Raw genomic sequence first — 19,763 nt, 5'->3', positions numbered from 1 at the left:
GATCAGCGGCGGGACAGCCTATAGCCCGGCATGGCGGGCGGTAAAGCGGTCGCGCACGGTTTTCACGTGCAGCCGCGCGGTCGCACGCCTATCCTGAAACCGTTGCCGCCCCGTTTAGGGCCGCCATATAAATCATGAACAAAGTCAACGCACAGCGAGAAATCATCGACCGGCGTCAGTTGGCGGCGGAGATTGCCGCGCTTGCCGCCGCAGACACCGCCCGCAGCACCAAGACGCGCGCGGCGGTACTGGCGCACGTACGCGACGCCTTGGACCGCGGCCAACGGATTATTCGTGGGCGGTTTGAGGCCAGCCGATCCGGCCTCGACACCGCGCGAGCCAACGCGTTCCTGGTCGATCAAGTCGTCCGCGCCCTTTACGATCACACCACGCAGCACGTATACCGCGCGACCAACCCGACCGCCCAGGAGCGTCTCTCGGTCGTGGCGGTCGGCGGCTACGGTCGCGCCGAAATGGCTCCCTATTCCGACGTCGATTTGCTGTTCCTCTATCCCTACAAGCTCACCGCCTGGGGCGAACAGGTGGTGGAATACGTTCTTTATTTCCTCTGGGACCTCGGTTTCACGGTCGGTCAATCGACCCGGTCGGTCGACGATTGCATCCGCCTCGCCAAGGGCGATGTGACGATTCGCACCGCGGTCCTAGAAGCCCGCTATGTCTGGGGCGACCGCGCGTTGTTCGACGAATTGCACGGGCGCTTCTCCGCCGACGTCATCGAAGGCACCGGACACGACTTCGTCGAAGCGAAGCTTGCCGAGCGCGACTCCCGGCATAAACGCCTCGGCGACTCGCGCTATCTGGTCGAACCTAATGTCAAGGACGGCAAGGGCGGCCTGCGCGACCTCCATACGCTGTTCTGGATTGCCAAATACATCTACGACATTCGCGATATCGACGGATTGGTTGCCTTGGGTGTTCTTACCGCGCAGGAGTTGCGCCGTTTTCGCCGCGCCGAGAATTTCCTGTGGTCGGTCCGCTGCACGCTCCACTACGCCGCAGGCCGCGCCGAAGAAACGCTGACCTTCGACGTGCAGCCCGATATCAGCCGGCAACTGCGCTACCGCGACAAAGGGCATACCTCTAGCGTCGAACGGTTCATGAAGCACTATTACCTGGTCGCCAAAGAGGTCGGCGACCTCACCAGAATCTTCTGCGCCAGCCTCGAAAACCAGCAGCGCCGAAAGCCGGTCCTGGCGCTCTCCCGGCTCGGGTTGTTCCGGCGGGAACTGCAAGGGTTTGTCGATGAGGGCGGGCGCCTCACGGTCGAAGACCCGGCAACGTTCGAAAACGAACCCGTTGCGATGATCCGGCTGTTCGCGGTGGCCCAGGCGCACGACCGCGACATCCACCCCGACGCCATCAAATATATCACCCGGGCGCTCAAGCGCCTCGACGACGTGCGCGAAGACCCCGAGGCCAATGCCCTGTTCATGTCGATCCTGACGTCGCGCAAGGCGCCGGAGAAGGCGCTGCGGCGGATGAACGAGGCCGGTGTTCTCGGCCGCTTCATCCCCGACTTCGGTCGGGTCGTCGCGCAGATGCAGCACGACATGTACCATGTGTACACGGTCGACGAGCATACGATCCGGGCGATCGGCATTCTCGCCCGGATCGAAGCCGGCGAATTGAAGGCAGACCACCCACTTGCCAGCATCCTCATCGGCGAGGTGTTGTCGCGTCGCGTGCTGTATTTGGCGGTGCTGTTGCACGATATCGCCAAGGGTCGCGGCGGCGATCACTCCGAACTCGGCGAACAGGTTGCGCAGGAGCTTGGACCGCGGCTTGGACTCGAACCCGACGAGGTCGAGACCGTGGCGTGGCTGGTTCGTTGGCACCTGTCGATGAGTCACACGGCATTCAAGCGCGACATCCTCGATCCCAAAACGATTCTAGATTTCAAGACCTTGGTGCAAAGCGTGGAGCGGCTACGCTTGCTGTTGATCCTCACTGTCGCCGACATCCGGGCGGTCGGCCCAGGCCGGTGGAATGGATGGAAGGGAGAATTGTTGCGCGACTTGTTCCATGCCGCGCGCGATGCCTTGACCGGCGCCTTCGACGAGAAAAGTGGCGAGCAACGCCGCAATTCGGCGGTGGCGGCGTTGGCCGCAGTTTTGGGTTGGCCCGATACAACCTTCACGCACCATGCCGAACGCTTCTATCGGCCCTATTGGCTGGGGCACGACACCGCAACCCAGGCGCGGCACGCTCAGTTGATTCGTAAGGCCGACGATACGGGCGAGACGCTAGCGGTCGGCACCCATGTCGATGATTTCGCCGCGATCACCGAACTTTCGGTTTACACCGCCGATCACCCCGGATTGTTTTCGCGGTTGTCGGGCGCCATCGCACTTGCCGGTGCCAACATCGTGGATGCGCGGATTCATACCTCTTCCGACGGCATGGCGATCGACACGTTCTGGCTCCAGGATCAGGAACGACGCCCCTTCGCGGGCAGCGAGAAACTCGACCGGCTCAAGGCGGTCATCGCCGATGTCCTAGGCGGGCGCCTCCATCTTGCCGACGCATTGGCCAAGAGAGCGGGTCGGTTCCCGCGCCGCGCGCATGTCTTCACAGTGCAACCGCGCGTCTTGATCGATAACAGCGCGTCCAACGTCTACACCGTGGTCGAGATCAACGCGCTCGACCGACCGGGCCTCTTGTACGACGTGACGCGGGCGATCTCCGCTGCCGGGCTATCGATTGCCAGCGCCCAGATCACAACCTATGGCGAGCGCGCCGTCGACGTATTCTACGTCAAGGACGTATTCGGTCTTAAAATCACCCACGAGAACAAACTTGAAAAAATTCGCAGTGCGATCCAGGCCGCCCTGCAACAAGGTGCCGACCGGACCGCTCTAGTGACCGCCGCGGAGTAGCCGGCTACGTGGCGACCGCAGCCCTGCCGCGCAGAACCGTCAGGCGCACCGCCAACGCGAGGACGCCGCCCGCCATCATTACCGTGGTGAGCGGCACCGCCGTGCCATCGTGGAAAAAGCCGACCAATGCGCCCGCCCCGGCGCCGACCGCGAACTGCATCATCCCGAGGAAACCCGAGGCGGTTCCGGCCATGTGAGGAAACTCGCTGAGCGCGCCCGCCGTCGCGTTGGCGCCGATCATGGTGACGAACAACATCATGAAGACGACCGACAGCAGCAACACCGGCAACGCCGCGCCGCTCGCGCCGGCCACCAGTACCAATATGCCGCCGATCGCCAGACCGACGGTGCCGCCCAGCAACATCCGGTCGACGCCGATGCGTCCGACCAACCGGCTATTGATGAAGCTGCCCACCATCAGGGCCACGACATGGGCCGCAAACAAAAAGCCGTAGAGTTCGGGCGACACCCCGAGCAACTCGATCAGCACGAAGGGCGATCCGGCGATATAGGCGAACATCGCCGCGAAGCTCAGGCTCTGACACAGGGCGTAGCCGAAAAAAAGCCGGTTGCGCAGCAAGGCGCCGTAGGATTTTACCATCTCGCCGGCGCGGTGCTGGGTCCGCTTCTCGACCGGCAACGTCTCGCGCAATGGATAGAGCGTGAGCATCAGGCACAGCACGCCGAACCCGGCCAGCGCCCAAAAGATCGCGCGCCACCCAAAGAACACCAATACTTGCCCGCCGATGATCGGCGCCGCCATCGGCGCGATGCTCATCACCATGAACAACAGCGACAGGGTCTTGGCGGCTTCCTCGCGGGCATAGCTGTCGCGCACGATGGCGCGGGAAAGTGCCGCCGCCGCCGATCCGCCCAGCGCTTGCAGGAAACGAAACGCGATCAAGACGTCGATCGACGGGCTCATCGCCGCGCCGATGCTGGCACCAACAAAAATGGTCAGACCGACGTAGAGAATGGGTTTGCGCCCATAGCGGTCCGATAGCGGTCCCCAAACGATGGGCGCGAAGGCGAACCCCAACAGAAACGCGCTCAGGGTCTGCTGCACCCGGCCTGAATCGGTCGCAAGGTCGCGCGCCAATTCCGGCAGGCTCGGTAGGTACATGTCGACCGACATCGGTGCCGAGGCCGAGAAGGCGGCCAGGATGATGAGCAGCGTGATGCCGCCGAGCGCTTTGCTATTCAATGCGGGGTGCCGGTATGGTCAGTAAACGGCAGCCACGATACCAGTATGCCTGCAAACGCCAAATGCCCTTGATCCACCCGTCACTTCGGTGCCGTCTCGGATGACCTTGTTCCGCGCCATCGCCACGATCGGTGGATTTACGCTCATCAGCCGCGTTTTAGGGTTTGTCCGCGACATTCTGGTGGCGGCGATTCTCGGGACTGGACTTGTCGCCGACGCCTTTTTCGTCGCGTTCAAATTGCCGAACTTCTTCCGCCGCCTGTTTGCCGAAGGCGCGTTCAACGCGGGATTCGTGCCGATGTTTTCCGGCATCCTCGAACGCGAGGGAAAAAACGCCGCCCAGGCTTTTGCCGAACAGGCGCTGGCGGTATTGCTGGCCACACTATTCGTCTTTGTAACGGTGGTGCAGATCGCCATGCCGCTGGCGATGTACGGCCTTGCCCCGGGCTTCATCGACGAGCCCGAGAAATTCGACCTCACCGTTACCCTGACGCGCCTGACCTTTCCCTATTTGCTGTTCATCAGCTTGGTGTCGTTGGCCGGCGGCATCTTGAACAGCATTGGCCGCTTTGCCGCCGTTGCGGCGACGCCGATCCTGCTCAATCTGACATTGATCGCCTTCCTCGGTCTGGCCGCGCGCAGCTTTCCCACGCCGGGGCATGCGCTGGCCTGGGGCGTCGCCGTCGCCGGCGCACTTCAGTTCGTCTGGGTCGCGGTCGCGCTGACCCGTGCCGGCTTTCGCTTGCGGTTGCCGCGGCCGAGGCTGACGCCGCGGGTTCGCGAATTGCTGTGGTTGATGTTGCCGGCGGCTGTCGGCGCGGGCGTCGTCCAGATCAACCTGCTGACCGACGTCATTATTGCGTCGCTCCTGCCCGAGGGATCGATCTCCTTTCTCTACTTCGCCGACCGCGTGAACCAACTGCCGCTCGGCGTTATCGGCATTGCGGTCGGCACCGCGCTCCTGCCGCTGCTGTCGCGCCAGGTCGCGGCCGAGGACGCCGCGGGCGCCGCAAATAGTCAGAACCGGGCCATCGAAGTGGCGCTCTTTCTCACCCTGCCGGCGACGGCGGCGTTGTTGGTGCTGGCCCTGCCCATCGTCTCGGTCCTGTTCGAACGGGGCGCGTTCGATGCGACCGCGAGCCAGGCCACCGCCTACGCGCTGATGGGCTACGTGGTCGGCCTGCCCGCCTACGTGCTGATCAAAGTGCTGGTTCCCGGCTATTTTGCGCGCAAGGACACCAAGACGCCGGTGCGGATCGCTATCGTCGCGATGGTCGCCAATCTGTGTCTCAACCTGCTTCTTATCTGGCCGCTCCAGCATGTCGGATTAGCCCTGGCGACGGCCCTGGCGGCTTGGCTCAACGTCGCGTTGCTCGCAGGCGGATTGTACCGCCGCGGCTACCTCGCGCTCGATGCCCGGTTGCGCCGCCGTCTGACCCGCACCGTGGCCGTTACCGCCGTCCTGGCGGTCGTGTTGGGGGTTGCCCAGACAACGCTGGATCGTGCCGGTTTGTTGGAAGCAGGCGGCCTCCGGGTCGCGGCGCTGGCGGCGCTGGTGGTCGTGGGCCTGGTGGTTTACGGCGCTGGTGCCCACCTCAGCGGCGCGATGCGCCTGGGCGAGCTGCGCGGTCTGATGCGTCGGCCCCAAGCTGGATCCAAGACTGGATCCAAAACCGCCGCCAAGACAGTGCCCAACGACCCGCCGGAGTCGACGCCTTGACCGGGTGTGGACAACCGCGCCATAAGACCGGCCTTCCGCAACGAGGACCCAGCCGATGACGGCGACAAAACGGATCTTTTCCGGGGTGCAACCCACCGGCAACCTGCATTTGGGCAATTACCTCGGCGCCATTCGCAACTGGGCCCGCCTCCAGGCCGACTATGAGTGCATCTATTGCGTGGTCGATCTGCATGCCATCACCCTGCCACAGAATCCCGCAGGCCTGCGGGCCAGCACCCGCGAGGTTGCGGCGAGCCTGATCGCCGCCGGGATCGACCCCAAGGGATCAATCATCTTCAATCAATCCCAGGTGACGGCCCATGCCGAGCTGGCCTGGATCTTCAACTGCGTGGCCAAGATCGGCTGGCTCAACCGCATGACCCAGTTCAAGGACAAGGCCGGCAAGAACCGCGAGACGGCGTCGGCCGGGCTCTACGTGTATCCGGTACTCATGGCCGCCGACATTCTGTCCTACAAGGCGACCCACGTGCCGGTCGGCGAAGACCAGAAACAGCATTTGGAACTCACCCGCGACATCGCCGGATCGTTCAACGATACTTACGGCGTCGACTTTTTTCCGCTCACCGAACCGCTGATCTTCGGCGAGGCGACGCGGGTGATGAATCTGCGCGACGGCACCAAGAAAATGAGCAAGTCCGACGAGTCCGACTACACCCGGATCAACCTCACCGACGAACCCGATCTGATCGCGCAAAAAATCCGCAAGGCCCGCACCGACGCTTTGCCGTTGCCCGGCAAGGGCCGGGAATTGGCGGACCGGCCCGAAGCGAACAATCTCGTGGGCATCTATGCGGCCCTGGCCGACATGAGCCGCGACGACGTGTGTGCCCAATTCGAAGGGGCGCAATTCTCGCGCTTCAAAAACGACCTAGCCGACCTCGCGATCGCCAAACTCTCGCCAATCACGGCCGAGATGCGGCGCCTGCTCGACGACGTGAGCCATATCGACGCAGTCCTGCGCGACGGCGCCGACCGGGCCAATGCGCTGGCTACGCCGATCCTGCGCGAGGTGCAGGATATCGTGGGTTTCCTTCACCCCTAGGCCGACATGCGGCCGCGGTGGCTTGCGGCAGCGCGTTTTATCGGTTCAAGTTAACGCCCCATTGCGGAGCGACCCATGCCCGACTCGCCTGAAGCGCGTCAATTTCTCGTCGTCGTCGACGACACGCCCGAATGCCGCAAGGCCCTGCGGTTCGCGTGGCGCCGCGCGCAGCGCACCGGCGCCGGCGTGACGCTGTTGCGCGTGATCGACCCCGTCGATTTTCAGCATTGGCTTTCGGTCGAGGAACGGATGCGCGAAGAAGCCCGCGAAGAAGCCGAGGAGCTTTTGCAAAAACTCGCAGCCGAGGTGCAGCAGCAATCTACAATCCTGCCCGAGCTTGTGGTGCGCGAAGGCGCTGTGCGCGACGCGGTCGTCAAGTTGATCGACGACGACAAGACCATCCGTATTCTTGTCCTCGGCGCCGGCACCGGCTCGGAAGGGCCGGGACCGCTGGTCACCCAGTTGGCCGGCAAGATGTCAGGGGCCCTTCGGGTACCGGTAACAGTCGTGCCCGGCAATTTGTCGGACGAGCAGCTCGATCTTCTGACCTGAGGGTCCGCGGCCCTCTGAAAAAAGCTGTGGATAACTTTTTCGGGCGCGGCAACGGGATCTTGAGCGTACTCCGCAAGAGGCGCGGTTAACCCGTTAACCATTAAGCAATTTCTTCCCGTTAGCTATCGATCTGCAAGCGTTGCGCGGCGCCCACAGTTGGGCTCTGCCGTACTCAATAACCTCTTCTAGTGGTTGTCGGTGGCAATGAACCCCGTATATTGCGCCGCAGAGATCAGTGGGAAATTTGAGACAAATACCATGATGACTCCTCGTCACGGGTTCGGCGTGTCGGTGTTTAGGGTCAGCGTTGGATTTTCAGTTCTGTTTGGTTTGGCGGTTTACGCCGGCGCAAATCCCATCGAAGAGATTGCCTACGCGGCGCGACCGGCGCCCGGGATCGACGCTGTGATCTCGGTCGGTCCGCGCAATATGCCGCAACTTATCGGTCCTGACGTGCGCGCACTGGCCGCCTTTACCGGCGGTGCGGTCGCGGTGCCGGATGCCGCGAGTCTGCGCGACGAGTATCGCCGGCTGGGCTACAACCTTGCCGACATACGCGGCGATATCGCGGGCGTACCGCGGGTGTTCTTGACCCAGTTGCCCAAGGACATGCCGTCGATTCAATCGGTACCCGACCGCAAGTCGCTGTTCATCCGTTCCCTGCTGCCGTTGGTGCTTCGGGCGAACGAAGAAATTCTGGTCGACCGTGCGCGGATCGAGGTGTTGCGCGACCGCTTAGCGACCGGACAGACGCTGTCGCCGCGGAACGCCGCTTGGCTCGATCGTCTGAGCGCCTCCTACGGTTTGGCGCCCCGCGATTTCACCGGACTCCTGCGCCGTCACGACGTGGTGCCGGTCGGTCTTGCGCTGGCCCAGGGCATCGAAGAGTCGGGCTGGGGCACGTCGCGTTTTGCGTTGCATGGCAACGCCGTGTTCGGCCAGTGGACCTTCCGCGAAGGGTCCGGCATCGTCCCGCTGGAACGCGAAGACGGGGCCCGTCACGAGGTCAAGTCGTTTCGCTCGCTCCACGAATCGGTGCGGCAGTATGCGCGCAATCTCAACACCCACCGCGCTTACCGCGAATTTCGCCATCAGCGCGCGAACCTGCGCAAAAACGATCAACCCATCGACTCGGTCGTTTTGGCAAAAACTATGACCCGCTACTCCGAGCGCGGGGCGGCGTATGTCACAGGCATTCTAAATTTGATCGAAAGCAACAAGCTGGACGCGTTGGACGGCGCCCGTCTCGGTGCCGTGACCGCGACAGCGATCGAAAGCTAGGCCGACGGCTCCAGAACGGCGCGCGCACCGTGCCGCAGCAGCGCAACGTCGCTGGCGGCGAAAATCAACCGGTATCCCCTGTCCGATAGGCGCGCCCGGCCGCCCGGTGCGGTATCGATCGTCCCCAAGACAGTGCCGCTCGCCAGAATGTCGCGTTCCGCCTGGGCCAGCACGGCTTGCACTTCAGGGTCGTCGAATGCGCCCAATTTGCCCAAGCTGCCCGACAGATCCAATGGGCCGATGAAGAGCGAGTCCGGCCCGCACGCGGCAATTTCCGCGATCCGATCGACCGCCCCACGCGATTCGATTTGGCAAATCACCATGATGTCTTCGTCGGCTCGGGCTCGGTAGACGGGCCAGTCGCGGCCATAGGCGCCGGCCCGGATAAAGCCGGCGGCGCCGCGGTTGCCGCGCGGCGGATAGCGGCACAGATCGACGATCCGTTTGGCATCGGTCGCTGTCTCGACGCCGGGCACCATAACGCCCGCCGCCCCGCTGTCGAGCGCGCGTTTGATCTCGCTGGTGTCGTGGTTCGGGACGCGCACCAGAATCGTCGTGTCCGACCCGCCGGCCGCGCGCAGGTGGTGGACCAAATCGCTGACCGTCCCCTCGCCGTGTTCGTAGTCGATCAGGAGGGCGTCGAACCCGGCGCCAGCCAACACTTCGGTGACAGCCGGGCTATTGAGGCCAACCCAACACCCAGTGCAGGTCTCGCCGTTGCGCAGCTTTTCTTTGAGGCGGTTGGTCACCGGCGCAGTCTATCTCGCCGGTACGTAATACTGCATCCCAAACCAGCGCCATCGGCCGTCCTGGGCGGGCATGGTGCAGTTGATGCGCGTGCGTCCACGGGGAAGCGCCTCGGCAAAACGCCCTTCGACCCGCATCCCGCCCAGCCGCTGCAACGTGAGCTCAACTGCGCCGCCGCCGGCAAAGGCAAAACAGTTCAAGCGCCCGATATCGCCCGCCGGTGGTTCCACCGTGAATCCGAACGGCGGTGGGTTGACCGTTACCGTCGGGTCCGCCGGCGTCACATCGCTGACGGGCAGCGGCAACGCGTTAACGATCAAATTGAAACGGTCCGGCTCGCCGAAATTTTCGTTCAACGCAAACCGCGGCAGATAGTAACGATCATGATCCTTGAAGGCGACGGCGGATTGCTGACCGAAGGCCGCAACAAAGCCCATCTCGCGGACGATCTCGGCGATTGCCTGCGACGCTTCGCCGTAGGGATAGGCGAATAGCGTCGGCGCAGCACCGAGTTCCTCGGTCAATCGCGCTTGCGCCCTTTCGATCTCGACCCGCGCCGTTGCAAGGTCACGGTCGGGCATATGGAGATGCGAAACGGTGTGGTTGGCAATGGTGACACCGGCGGCGTGCAATTCGCGAAGTTGATCCCACGTCATGTAGTTGCCCAGGCCGCGGTCGATCGGTTCGGTCGCGACGAACACGGTGAACGGGATACCGGCATCGCGAAACCGCGGCCACGCGATGTCGTAGATCGAACGATAGGCATCGTCGATGGTGATCGCCACGGCGCGGTCGGGTAGGGGGTCGCCCCGTTCGAAGGCGGCAACGATCTCGGGCAACGGCAACACCGTAAAGCCGCCTTCGCGCAGCACAGTGAGATGGGCGTCGAGTTGTTCAATGCGAATATTGGTGCTGGGGTAGTCGTCCTCGCCAAAGCGGTGGTACATCAAAATGACCGCACCCGAGTCTTGGGCACCCTGCGCCCGCACGGGAATGCCGGACCCCAGCAGCGTCGCGCCCGCCAGCAAACCGACCAGCAATCCCAAGACAACGGTCAGGTATCGTCCGCTCATCGCCCTCAAACCATCATTTGTGTGCCGGCGGCGCGGTCGCTAAGCAGCGGGTAGCGCCGCGATTCGAACAACTGATAGTGCCACCATTCGTTGCGGTAATAGTCCCACCCCGCCGCCGTCATGATTCCCAACAACAGGATGCGATTGCGCTGGGCGTTCGAACTGATATCGGTCCGCCCGTGATGGGACTGTAAGGTGAAATCGTCAAACGGGGTGCCCATTTCAAGCGTCTCGCCGGAAAGATTCTCCAACGTGAGATCGACGGCCGCGCCGCGCGAATGGGGCGAACCGCGCCGCGGGTCGGCGACGAAATTCGGATCGGGGGTGTGGGCCCACAGCCGCCATTGCGCCTCGGTCGGGCGATAGGCATCGTAGACCCGCAGTCGCAGGCCAATCCGGTCGGCCAGTTCGACGGCCCGGCGCAGGCACGCCGCGGCGTCCCGGTGCAAATAGCAGGCGGGCCGAGCGTAGATCGGCGCTCCGGTGAAGTTATCCGATCCGGCATAGGCGATTTGCAGGGCGACACCGTCGCCGTTCTCCGATATTTCGGTCAGGTTTTCCCAAGTGGCCATAGCTGTGACACGTTAGCATGGGTTCGATGTTGCTTCTTGCACTGGATACTTCGCTGGCGGCCTGTTCGGTTGCGCTGTGGCACGACGATGGGGTCGTTGCATGCCGGTTCGAACCGATGGCGCGCGGCCACGCCGAGGCGCTGGTGCCGATGATTCAGGCGGTTTGCGCGGATGCGAGGGCCGACCTAGCGCAGGTCGACGCCCTCGCTGTCACCCTTGGGCCGGGCACCTTTACCGGCATTCGTATCGGCCTCGCGACGGTGCGCGCTCTCGCCTTGACGAATGCCTGCCCGGTCGTTGGCGTCTCGACCTTGGCTGTCGTCGGCAAATGCGCGGCCCTGCCGCCAGGCCCGGACCCGATTCTCGTGGTCCAAGACGCCCGCCGCGGCGCGGTATACGTGGAACTGCTGGACGCGTCGGCGGCCCCGTTCGCCGGTCCCCGGATCGTGGATGTGCCGGATCTTGCTGCGGCATTCCCGGGCCGACCGATACGGTTGGTCGGCAGCGGCGCACGGATGGCGGCCGACCGGATGGGCCCCGGCACCGCCGTCGCGGCCGAAGATATCCTGCCCGACGCCGCCGTCCTCGCGGCAATGGCGGCGGGCCTGCTGACAACGCACGGGGTCGCGGCCTTCGCCCGGCCGCCGAGCCCGCTCTATTTGCGCGCCCCCGACGCCAAGCTGCCTACCTCGTGATCGCGATCGCCCGGCCCGTGGCGCCGAACCTGGCGCCCTACCCGGCGCTCCTGGCGGGGTTGCACGCTGTTTGCTTTGCCGAAGGGTGGTCGGCGGGCGCTGTCGCTGCATTGCTGGCCATGCCGGGCGTCTTCGTGGGCGTTGCCGAACGGGCCGGCGAACCGGTCGGATTTCACCTCAGCCGGACCGCCGCCGACGAGGCCGAAATCATCAGCATCGGCGTCAGCCCCGCCGAGCGCCGCACCGGGATTGGCGCCGCCCTGCTAGCCGACGCCATGGACCGTGCCCGGGCGGCGGGCGCGGCGGCGCTATTTGTCGAGGTCGCGGCTGATAACGCCGGTGCGATCGCACTCTATCTACGGGCCGGTTTTACCCAGGTGGGCCGCCGCGCGGGCTACTACGTCACGCCGGCGGGGGCGCAGGACGCCTTGGTGCTACGGGCCGCCTTGGTCGCGGTTAGCGCCGACGAATAAAGACGCGGTGGATCGTGCCCTGCGGGGCGTCCTCGGTTGGGGGCTCGATCGCCAGAATCTCGTGCCCGGCCGCCCGGGCCGAGCGCGGCACGTTGTCGAGCGGCTCGCGGCCGCGCAGATCCACGCCCAGAACCTGTCCAGGGCTCATTTTTTCCAACGCCAATTTGGTCTTGACGAAGGTGATCGGGCACACCTCGCTGGTGATATCGATCAAGTGATCGGCGGCAAGCCTTGACTTTGCGGGCACTTCACCTCGATTACCGATTCTTGGTGGTTGCTTGCGCGAAATTGCGCTCTATATATTGGCCAAAATACGCTCAAGTAGAAGGAACTAGAACGCGATGGCCGAACAGCCGCGCTCCAGCGAACTATTGGCGCTCACCACCGATATAGTCGCCTCGCACGTGTCGAACAATACGGTGGCGATCGCCGACCTGCCGAGCCTGATCCAGCAGGTGTATGCCGCCCTGTCCGGCCTCGGCGCCGCTTTGCCGGCGGTCGTGGCGCGCCCCAATCCCGCCGTGCCGATCAAGAAATCGATCATGCCCGAGTACATCGTCTGTCTCGAAGACGGCAAAAAACTCAAGATGCTCAAGCGCCACCTCAAGACCCGCTACAACATGTCGCCCGAGGAATACCGCGAACGCTGGGGCTTGCCGTCGGACTATCCGATGGTGGCGCCCGCCTACGCCCAACAGCGCAGCGATCTCGCCAAGAAAATCGGGCTCGGCACCACGCGAAGCAAAAAACGGCGCGCGAAATAGCACTGTCATGACGCGACCGCGCGATCGCGCTAGCATGGAAATATGCAAGGAAACCTAGAGCAGCGTTGCCTCGAAAAGGGGCTCAAGATGACGGAACAGCGCAAGATCATTGCGCGTGTGCTGTCGGACGCGACCGACCACCCGGATGTTGAGGAACTCTATCGCCGCGCGACCGCGGTCGATCCGGGCATTTCCATTGCGACGGTCTACCGTACAGTGCGCCTGTTCGAAGAATCCGGCATCCTCGATCGTCACGATTTCGGCGACGGTCGCGCCCGCTACGAGGAAACCCCGGACGAACATCACGACCACCTGATCGACATGCGCTCGGGCGATGTCATCGAATTTCACGATGCCGAAATCGAAGAACTCCAGCAAAAGATCGCCCGACGACTCGGCTATCGTCTTGTCGGCCACAAACTCGAACTCTACGGCACCGCCTTGAACGACAAAGACAAGGCGGAAGGTTCCTAGGCGGTCCGCCCGATGAGTCATCTCCGAGCCGCACTGTGCGTGGTTGCGATCGCCGCGGTTGCGCTAACGCTCATTCCCCTCCAGTGGCTCGCGGTTCGTTTCGACCTTGGCACCAAGACGTACCTGCCTCACCTGTTCCACCGCACGGTGCGGGCGATCGTCGGAATCAAGATCGTCGTCGTCGGCGAGAGCGCCAAGAACCGGCCGCTCCTTTTCGTCATCAACCACGCGTCGTGGCTCGACATTACCGTCTTTGGCGCCCTGACCCCGGTGTCCTACGTCGCCAAGAGCGAGGTTGCGACGTGGCCGATCTTCGGACTTTTCGCCCGGCTGCAGCGCACCGTGTTCGTCGAGCGCGCGCGCAACCGCACGGCGGGCCACCGCGACGATATTCTCGCCCGCCTCGATGCCGGCGAGCGGATCGGCCTTTTTCCCGAAGGCACCAGCAGCGACGGCAACCGGGTGCTGCCGTTCAAGAGCGCGTTCTTTGCCGTGGCCGAACATCGGACCGACGGCGCGGCATTGCCGGTTCAACCGGTGTCGATCGCTTATGTCGGCCTCGACGGTTTGCCGCTCGGGCGCGACGAACGCCCGCGCGTCGCCTGGTATGCGGACATGGATCTGCTGCCTCACCTGTGGGGCGTCTTGGGCGCGGGGCCGTTGACTGTCAGCGTGCAATTCCATCCCGTGGTGACGATCGACGGCTTCGCGTCGCGCAAGGAACTCGCGCGCTATTGCGAAGCGACCGTGGCCCAGGGCGTTTCGGCGGCGCTCACCGGACGCTTACTGCCCAAGGCAGCGGGCGCGCCGCCCGATGCCGAAGACGCGGCGGCCACCGCTTGACTGGGGTTGGGTCACTGCTAACGTCCGCGCCGCCGCGCGCGCTCAGCGGCCAACGAAGCGAGAGTCGGTTGCGCAAGAAAGTCTTCATCAAGACCTATGGCTGTCAGATGAACGTCTACGATTCGGCGCGCATGACCGACGTTCTGGCGCCGCTCGGCTACGATGCCTGCGCCGCGCCGGAGGACGCCGACATGGTGATTCTTAACACCTGCCACATCCGCGAAAAGGCGGCCGAGAAAGTCTTTTCGGAACTGGGCCGCCTCCATCAAGTGCAGCGCGCCCGGGCGCGCGCCGGCGGTCGTCTGGTTCTCGGGGTGGCCGGTTGCGTGGCCCAGGCGGAGGGCGCTGAAATCGCCCGCCGCGCACCCTATGTCGACATGGTGTTCGGACCGCAGTCCTACCACCGGTTGCCCGAGATGGTCGCCAAGCTCGCGCGGGGCGGCGGCCTTGTGCTCGACACCGACTTCCCGGTGGAGGACAAGTTCGACCATCTCCCCACGCCGCAACACCAAAGCGGGCCCACGGCGTTCCTCACCATCCAGGAGGGCTGCGATAAATTCTGCACCTTCTGCGTCGTGCCCTATACCCGCGGCACGGAATTTTCGCGCCCGGTCGCCGACCTGATCGCCGAAGCCCGCGTACTGGTCGCGGGCGGGGCCAAGGAAATCACTCTGCTCGGCCAGAACGTCAATGCCTATCACGGCGCCGGCCCCAATGGCGGCACCGTGGGCTTGGGCGAGTTGATCCGGCGTCTCGCCGGCGAGGTCGAGGGACTGGCCCGGTTGCGCTATACGACCTCCCATCCGCGGGATGTCGACGACGGCTTGATTGCCGCCCACCGCGACGTCGGTATCCTGATGCCGTTCCTGCATCTGCCGGTGCAGTCGGGAGCGGATTCGATCCTGGCGGCAATGAATCGCGGCCATACCGCGCAGGCGTATCGCCGCATTGTCGACCGGTTGCGCGAGGCCCAACCGGCGCTTGCGATGGCCAGCGACTTTATTGTTGGGTTCCCGGGCGAAACTGACGCAGACTTCGAGGCAACGATGAGCCTCATCCGCGATGTCGAGTACGCCCAGGCGTTCTCCTTCAAATACAGTCCCCGTCCGGGGACCCCCGCGGCGACCTATGGCGCCCAGGTGCCGGAAGCGGTCAAGGCCCAGCGCCTTGCCGAGCTCCAGGCATTGCTGGAGGAACAGCAATATGCGTTCAACCGGACCTGGCGGGGAACCGTGATGGCGGTCCTGTTCGACCGGTCCGGTCGCGACGATGGCCGGCTAGGCGGTCGCTCGCCCTATCTGCAACCGGTCCAGGTCGCGGCGCCGGCCGACCTATTGGGGTCGATCGCCGACGTCGTCATCGATGCCGCCAGCCCCAACAGCTTGGTCGGTCGGCTCTTAGAGGCGCCCCGCGCCGTGGACGCCCCCGCTGCCTAGTACCGCCCTGCCAGAGTCCGCGCCGCCCATCGAGGGCGCGCCGGTCGCCGATACCTCGGCGCTGTCGTTCGAGGACAACCGTCTGTTGCCGGCGCTGTTCGGTCAGCACGATCGCTACCTCGCGCGCATCGAACGGCGGCTCGGCGTTAACCTCTCGTCGCGCGGCAACGTCGTCGTCGTCGAAGGACCGGCGGCGGCGCGCGCGCTCGCCCGCGCTGTGATGAACCGCCTCTATCAACGGTTGAAGGACGGACTGGAGATCGGCCCGGGCGATGTCGATGGGGCAATGCGCATGGAAGAAGAACGTCAAAACGAAACCAATCCGCCGCTGACGATTCGTACCCGCCAACGTACGATCGTGGCGCGCTCGCCCAACCAGCAGCGTTACCTCGAAGCGATGCAGGCAAACGACTTGGTCTTTGGGCTCGGTCCGGCCGGCACGGGCAAAACCTATCTCGCCGTGGCGATGGCGGTGTCAGCTCTGATGCGCGGCGAAAAGAGCCGCATTATTCTGTCGCGCCCAGCGGTCGAAGCCGGCGAAAGGCTCGGATTTTTGCCCGGCGATCTGCGCGAAAAGGTCGATCCCTATTTGCGCCCGCTCTACGACGCGCTGTACGACATGCTGCCGGCCGAGCAGGTCGTGCGCCGGCTGGAAAGCGGCGAAATCGAAATCGCGCCGCTTGCGTTCATGCGCGGCCGGACGCTAGCGAACGCATTCATCATCATCGACGAGGCCCAAAACACCACAGCGATGCAAATGAAAATGTTGCTCACGCGGTTGGGCGAGAACGCGCGCATGGTTGTCACCGGCGACCTAACCCAAATCGATTTGCCGCGCGGCGAAGTTTCGGGCTTGCGCGAAGCGACCGGCATTCTCGAAGGCGTGCCGGGGATCGGCTTCGTCCGCTTCGAAAAAGCCGATATCGTCCGCCATCCGCTTGTGACCCGCATGGTCGAAGCCTACGAGGCCCATGAAAAGCGCGACAAAACCGGCGACTGACATCGACTCGCCCGTTGCCATTCGAATCGACGACGCGGCCTGGCGCGATACCGTGCCGGACCTTGAGGGGTGCTGCCGGCGCTGTCTCGACGCAACCTTCGAGGCGACCGGATCGCCGTCGGCGCAGGTTAGTTTGCTGTTCACCGACGATGCGGCGATGCGCGATCTGAACGGCACCTACCGCGGCCGAGAAACGGCAACCAACGTGCTGTCCTTTCCGGCCGATCAGGCCAGCCTACCACCGGGCCACCCGCGATTCTTGGGGGACATCGCGCTCGGCCTCGGGACGGTGGTGGCCGAAGCCGCCGCGCAAGGCAAAACACCGCCGGCTCACACCCATCACCTGATCGTGCACGGCGCCCTTCATCTGCTCGGGCACGATCACGTCGAGGACAACGACGCCCGCATCATGGAAGAATTGGAACGGATGATTCTCGAAACCCTCGGCTATGCCGACCCCTACGCGACATCGGCGGACGTACAATGAGCGACGATACACCCCAACAAAGCCCCGAAGCCGCGCCGCCCGACTCGGCCCTGGTCCGGTCGTTACGCGGGTTGTTCCGCTCCATCGGGATCGGGCGCAGTGGCGACGCGTCGTTGCAGGACGATTTGCGCGACCTCATCGAACAGCACCCCGACGGCGCGCAGATGGACACCGAAGAACGGGCGCTTCTGCTAAATTTGGTCAAGTTCGGCGACCTGAGGGTCGGCGACGTGATGATCCCGCGGGCCGACATCGTCGGCCTGGACTTGCGCTCGACGATCGATGAAGTGGTCGATGTCTTCCAGCGCGAATTCCATTCGCGCATTCCGATCTACCGCGAGGGCCTCGATCATGTGATCGGCATGGTGCATATCAAGGATCTGCTCAAATACTGGGGCAAGAGCGACGACTTCCGGCTTGAGGACATCGTCCGCGAGGTGATGTTCGTGCCGCCCTCGATGCCGGTCGCCGACCTGTTGCTCAACATGCGCACCCGCCGGATCCATATGGCGCTGGTGATCGACGAGTATGGCGGCACGGATGGTTTGGTCACGATCGAAGATTTGGTGGAAGCGATCGTTGGCGACATTGAAGACGAGCATGACGAAGACGAAATCGATCTCATCGTCGAGGTTTCGGAGGGTGTGCTGGAAGTCGACGGCCGCGCCGATTCGGTTGCCGTCGAGGAAAAACTCCTCGTCGATCTGCTGCCGGCGGAACTCGACGAAGAGGTCGAAACCATCGCCGGTGTCGTCGCCTCGCTCGCGGGCCGGGTGCCGCAACGCGGCGAAGTGATCTCCCATCCCCACGGCGTCGAGTTCGAAGTCCTTCAAGCCGACGCCCGTCGCATCAAACGGCTGCGCATTACCAAGGTGGCGGCCGGGACGGCGGCGGCGAACGAGATCCCCCCCTCGCGATGACGCGCTTCGCGGCGGCGATCGCCGCGCGCACGGGCCTGCGGCGCTATGGGCTCGCGGTCCTGCTGGGGGTGTTGGCGTCCGGTAGCTTGGCGCCGCTCAATCTATTGCCGTTGTTGATCCTGGCCTTCACTGGTTTGGTTTGGTTGTTGGACGGGGCCAATAGCGCGCGGGTTGCCTTCGCCACCGGGTGGGCCTTCGGGTTCGGTTTCTTCGTCGCCGGATTGCACTGGATCGTTTTTCCTCTGTTGGTCGACGCGGCCAGCTTCGCCTGGATGATTCCCTTCGCGGTGATCCTGCTGCCGGGCGGTTTGGCGTTGTTCGTGGGCGCGGCGACCTGGGCGGCGGTGGCCCTTGCCTGGAGCGGCGCGGGTCGGATCTTGGCCCTTGCGATCGCCTGGACCCTGGCCGAATGGGTCCGCGGGCATCTCTTCACCGGCTTTCCCTGGAACCTGATCGGCTACGTCTGGATCGACAGTACCGCCATCGTTCAAACCGCGGGTCTGATCGGCGTTTACGGACTGTCTTTTGCGACGGTCTTTGCTGCGGCCGCTCCTGCCGCGCTGGTCCGCCGCCAGGACACCGGCGCCGTCGCGGCGGTGCTGCCGGCCGCGGCGGCGGCCGTGACGTTCGTGGTGGCGGCGCTCTACGGCGCGGTGCTGGCCGCACCTAAACCGATTGCGAGCGATGGGCTGCGGCTGCGGATCGTCCAGGCCAATATTGCGCAGAAACTGAAATGGGCGCCGGGCGAGCGCGAAACCAACCTGCTGCACCACGTGCAACTCAGCCGCAGTCCGGGTGTCGAAACCCGCGACCTTATCGTGTGGCCCGAGACCGCCTCGACCTTCACGGTCGGCCCCGGCGCGGCGGTCACCGAGGTGATCGCGCGGGCGGCGCCCGAATCGGCCTATGTGCTGACCGGTGCGCCGCGTGTCGAGGGGACCGGGGATACCTTTCGCGCCTTCAACGGTCTCGTCGCGGTCGACGCCCGGGCGCAGGTGCGGGCCACCTACGACAAACATCATCTGGTGCCGTTCGGCGAGTACCTGCCGTTGCGGGCGCTGCTCGGGCGTCTCGGCGTCGATCGCTTGGTCCAAGGCTCTTCGGTGGACTTTTCGGCCGGACCCGGCAGCCGGACGGTGCGGCTTGACGGTGTCCCCGGCTTCAGCCCGCTAATTTGTTATGAGGCGATCTTTCCCGGCGGCGTCGTCGACCGGCGCGACCGGCCCGCATGGCTCCTGAACGTCACCAACGATGCCTGGTTCGGACCGGCCGCAGGGCCGGCGCAACACTTCGCGATGGCGCGCATGCGGGCGGTCGAACAGGGTCTCCCCTTGGTGCGCGCGGCGAATACCGGGATTTCCGCGGTGGTAGATTCATTCGGCCTGGTGCAACAGCGGCTCGATGTCGGGGTGCGCGGAGTGATCGATGCCGACCTGCCGGGTGCCCGCCCACCGACGCTCTACGCGCGGTTCGGCGATTTGATTGTCTTTACGCTGCTCGCGCTCGCGGGTTTGTCCCTCGCCGCGCGCCGCTGGCGCGCTTAGGGCGCCTCTGCATTTTTG

Annotated in this window: 20 protein-coding genes; 15 read left to right on the top strand and 5 right to left on the bottom strand. The window is 64.4% G+C overall.

Annotated features, from left to right (window positions below; all coding sequences use genetic code 11):
- The first annotated feature begins 134 nt into the window (after positions 1–134).
- Positions 135–2,897: a [protein-PII] uridylyltransferase gene (locus RID42_03745; protein MEQ8246771.1), complete on the top strand. Its 2,763-nt coding sequence runs from the start codon at positions 135–137 to the stop codon at positions 2,895–2,897.
- Between the two features lie 4 nt (positions 2,898–2,901).
- Here RID42_03745 and RID42_03740 read toward each other — a convergent pair whose 3' ends face one another.
- Positions 2,902–4,101 (bottom strand): Bcr/CflA family multidrug efflux MFS transporter, encoded by a 1,200-nt coding sequence (locus tag RID42_03740; protein MEQ8246770.1) that lies wholly within the window; start codon positions 4,099–4,101, stop codon positions 2,902–2,904.
- A 100-nt stretch (positions 4,102–4,201) separates the two neighbouring features.
- On the opposite strand from RID42_03740, the gene murJ reads away from it, so the two are divergent.
- From murJ to RID42_03720, 4 genes are all read left to right on the top strand, one after another.
- Positions 4,202–5,821: a murein biosynthesis integral membrane protein MurJ gene (gene murJ, locus RID42_03735; GenBank protein MEQ8246769.1), complete on the top strand. Its 1,620-nt coding sequence runs from the start codon at positions 4,202–4,204 to the stop codon at positions 5,819–5,821.
- A 55-nt stretch (positions 5,822–5,876) separates the two neighbouring features.
- A complete protein-coding gene (gene trpS / locus RID42_03730) occupies positions 5,877–6,884 on the top strand; it encodes a tryptophan--tRNA ligase (GenBank protein MEQ8246768.1) in 1,008 nt (335 codons plus the stop codon).
- A 75-nt stretch (positions 6,885–6,959) separates the two neighbouring features.
- Positions 6,960–7,436: a universal stress protein gene (locus tag RID42_03725; GenBank protein ID MEQ8246767.1), complete on the top strand. Its 477-nt coding sequence runs from the start codon at positions 6,960–6,962 to the stop codon at positions 7,434–7,436.
- Between the two features lie 258 nt (positions 7,437–7,694).
- Positions 7,695–8,717 (top strand): glucosaminidase domain-containing protein, encoded by a 1,023-nt coding sequence (locus tag RID42_03720; protein MEQ8246766.1) that lies wholly within the window; start codon positions 7,695–7,697, stop codon positions 8,715–8,717.
- Here RID42_03720 and RID42_03715 read toward each other — a convergent pair.
- Genes RID42_03715 through ddpX form a run of 3 tightly spaced genes read right to left on the bottom strand, consistent with a single transcriptional unit; the run spans position 8,714 to position 11,109 of the window.
- On the bottom strand, positions 8,714–9,466 hold the full coding sequence (locus tag RID42_03715; protein MEQ8246765.1) for an aldolase/citrate lyase family protein: 753 nt from the start codon (positions 9,464–9,466) through the stop codon (positions 8,714–8,716). The genes RID42_03720 and RID42_03715 overlap by 4 nt on opposite strands.
- A 9-nt stretch (positions 9,467–9,475) precedes the next feature.
- Positions 9,476–10,537 (bottom strand): polysaccharide deacetylase family protein, encoded by a 1,062-nt coding sequence (locus RID42_03710; GenBank protein MEQ8246764.1) that lies wholly within the window; start codon positions 10,535–10,537, stop codon positions 9,476–9,478.
- Positions 10,538–10,542: 5 nt separating this feature from the next.
- Positions 10,543–11,109: a D-alanyl-D-alanine dipeptidase gene (ddpX, locus tag RID42_03705; GenBank protein MEQ8246763.1), complete on the bottom strand. Its 567-nt coding sequence runs from the start codon at positions 11,107–11,109 to the stop codon at positions 10,543–10,545.
- Positions 11,110–11,135: 26 nt separating this feature from the next.
- Between ddpX and tsaB the strand changes: the two genes are divergently transcribed.
- Positions 11,136–11,804: a tRNA (adenosine(37)-N6)-threonylcarbamoyltransferase complex dimerization subunit type 1 TsaB gene (gene tsaB, locus RID42_03700; GenBank protein ID MEQ8246762.1), complete on the top strand. Its 669-nt coding sequence runs from the start codon at positions 11,136–11,138 to the stop codon at positions 11,802–11,804.
- A complete protein-coding gene (locus tag RID42_03695; GenBank protein ID MEQ8246761.1) occupies positions 11,801–12,277 on the top strand; it encodes a GNAT family N-acetyltransferase in 477 nt (158 codons plus the stop codon). Before tsaB ends, RID42_03695 begins: the two co-directional genes overlap by 4 nt.
- Here RID42_03695 and RID42_03690 read toward each other — a convergent pair.
- The gene (locus tag RID42_03690) at positions 12,261–12,524 is read right to left on the bottom strand and encodes a sulfurtransferase TusA family protein (GenBank protein ID MEQ8246760.1); all 264 of its coding nucleotides are present in this window, start codon (positions 12,522–12,524) and stop codon (positions 12,261–12,263) included. The two genes, RID42_03695 and RID42_03690, sit on opposite strands and share 17 nt — an antisense overlap.
- A gap of 94 nt (positions 12,525–12,618) precedes the next feature.
- Here RID42_03690 and RID42_03685 point away from each other — a divergent pair, with 94 nt between their 5' ends.
- From RID42_03685 to lnt, 8 genes are all read left to right on the top strand, one after another.
- The gene (locus RID42_03685; GenBank protein ID MEQ8246759.1) at positions 12,619–13,041 is read left to right on the top strand and encodes a MucR family transcriptional regulator; all 423 of its coding nucleotides are present in this window, start codon (positions 12,619–12,621) and stop codon (positions 13,039–13,041) included.
- A 42-nt stretch (positions 13,042–13,083) separates the two neighbouring features.
- The gene (locus tag RID42_03680; GenBank protein ID MEQ8246758.1) at positions 13,084–13,515 is read left to right on the top strand and encodes a Fur family transcriptional regulator; all 432 of its coding nucleotides are present in this window, start codon (positions 13,084–13,086) and stop codon (positions 13,513–13,515) included.
- A gap of 12 nt (positions 13,516–13,527) precedes the next feature.
- The gene (locus RID42_03675; protein ID MEQ8246757.1) at positions 13,528–14,358 is read left to right on the top strand and encodes a lysophospholipid acyltransferase family protein; all 831 of its coding nucleotides are present in this window, start codon (positions 13,528–13,530) and stop codon (positions 14,356–14,358) included.
- Positions 14,359–14,426: 68 nt separating this feature from the next.
- Positions 14,427–15,794: a tRNA (N6-isopentenyl adenosine(37)-C2)-methylthiotransferase MiaB gene (gene miaB, locus RID42_03670; protein MEQ8246756.1), complete on the top strand. Its 1,368-nt coding sequence runs from the start codon at positions 14,427–14,429 to the stop codon at positions 15,792–15,794.
- 85 nt (positions 15,795–15,879) lie between these two features.
- Complete coding sequence (locus RID42_03665) at positions 15,880–16,794, top strand: PhoH family protein (protein MEQ8246755.1); 915 nt, start codon at positions 15,880–15,882, stop codon at positions 16,792–16,794.
- Positions 16,766–17,281 (top strand): rRNA maturation RNase YbeY, encoded by a 516-nt coding sequence (gene ybeY, locus RID42_03660; GenBank protein ID MEQ8246754.1) that lies wholly within the window; start codon positions 16,766–16,768, stop codon positions 17,279–17,281. The genes RID42_03665 and ybeY overlap by 29 nt, the downstream gene beginning before the upstream one ends.
- Positions 17,278–18,201, top strand: a complete 924-nt coding sequence (locus RID42_03655) for a hemolysin family protein (GenBank protein ID MEQ8246753.1) — start codon at positions 17,278–17,280, stop codon at positions 18,199–18,201. The genes ybeY and RID42_03655 overlap by 4 nt, the downstream gene beginning before the upstream one ends.
- Positions 18,198–19,745 (top strand): apolipoprotein N-acyltransferase, encoded by a 1,548-nt coding sequence (gene lnt, locus RID42_03650; GenBank protein MEQ8246752.1) that lies wholly within the window; start codon positions 18,198–18,200, stop codon positions 19,743–19,745. Before RID42_03655 ends, lnt begins: the two co-directional genes overlap by 4 nt.
- Positions 19,746–19,763 lie beyond the last annotated feature (18 nt).

This window comes from Alphaproteobacteria bacterium (assembly GCA_040216735.1).
GTDB lineage: Bacteria > Pseudomonadota > Alphaproteobacteria > SHVP01 > SHVP01 > CALJDF01.
The sequence above is the reverse complement of the archived record's forward strand: the minus strand, read 5'-3'. Positions and strand labels throughout refer to the sequence as shown.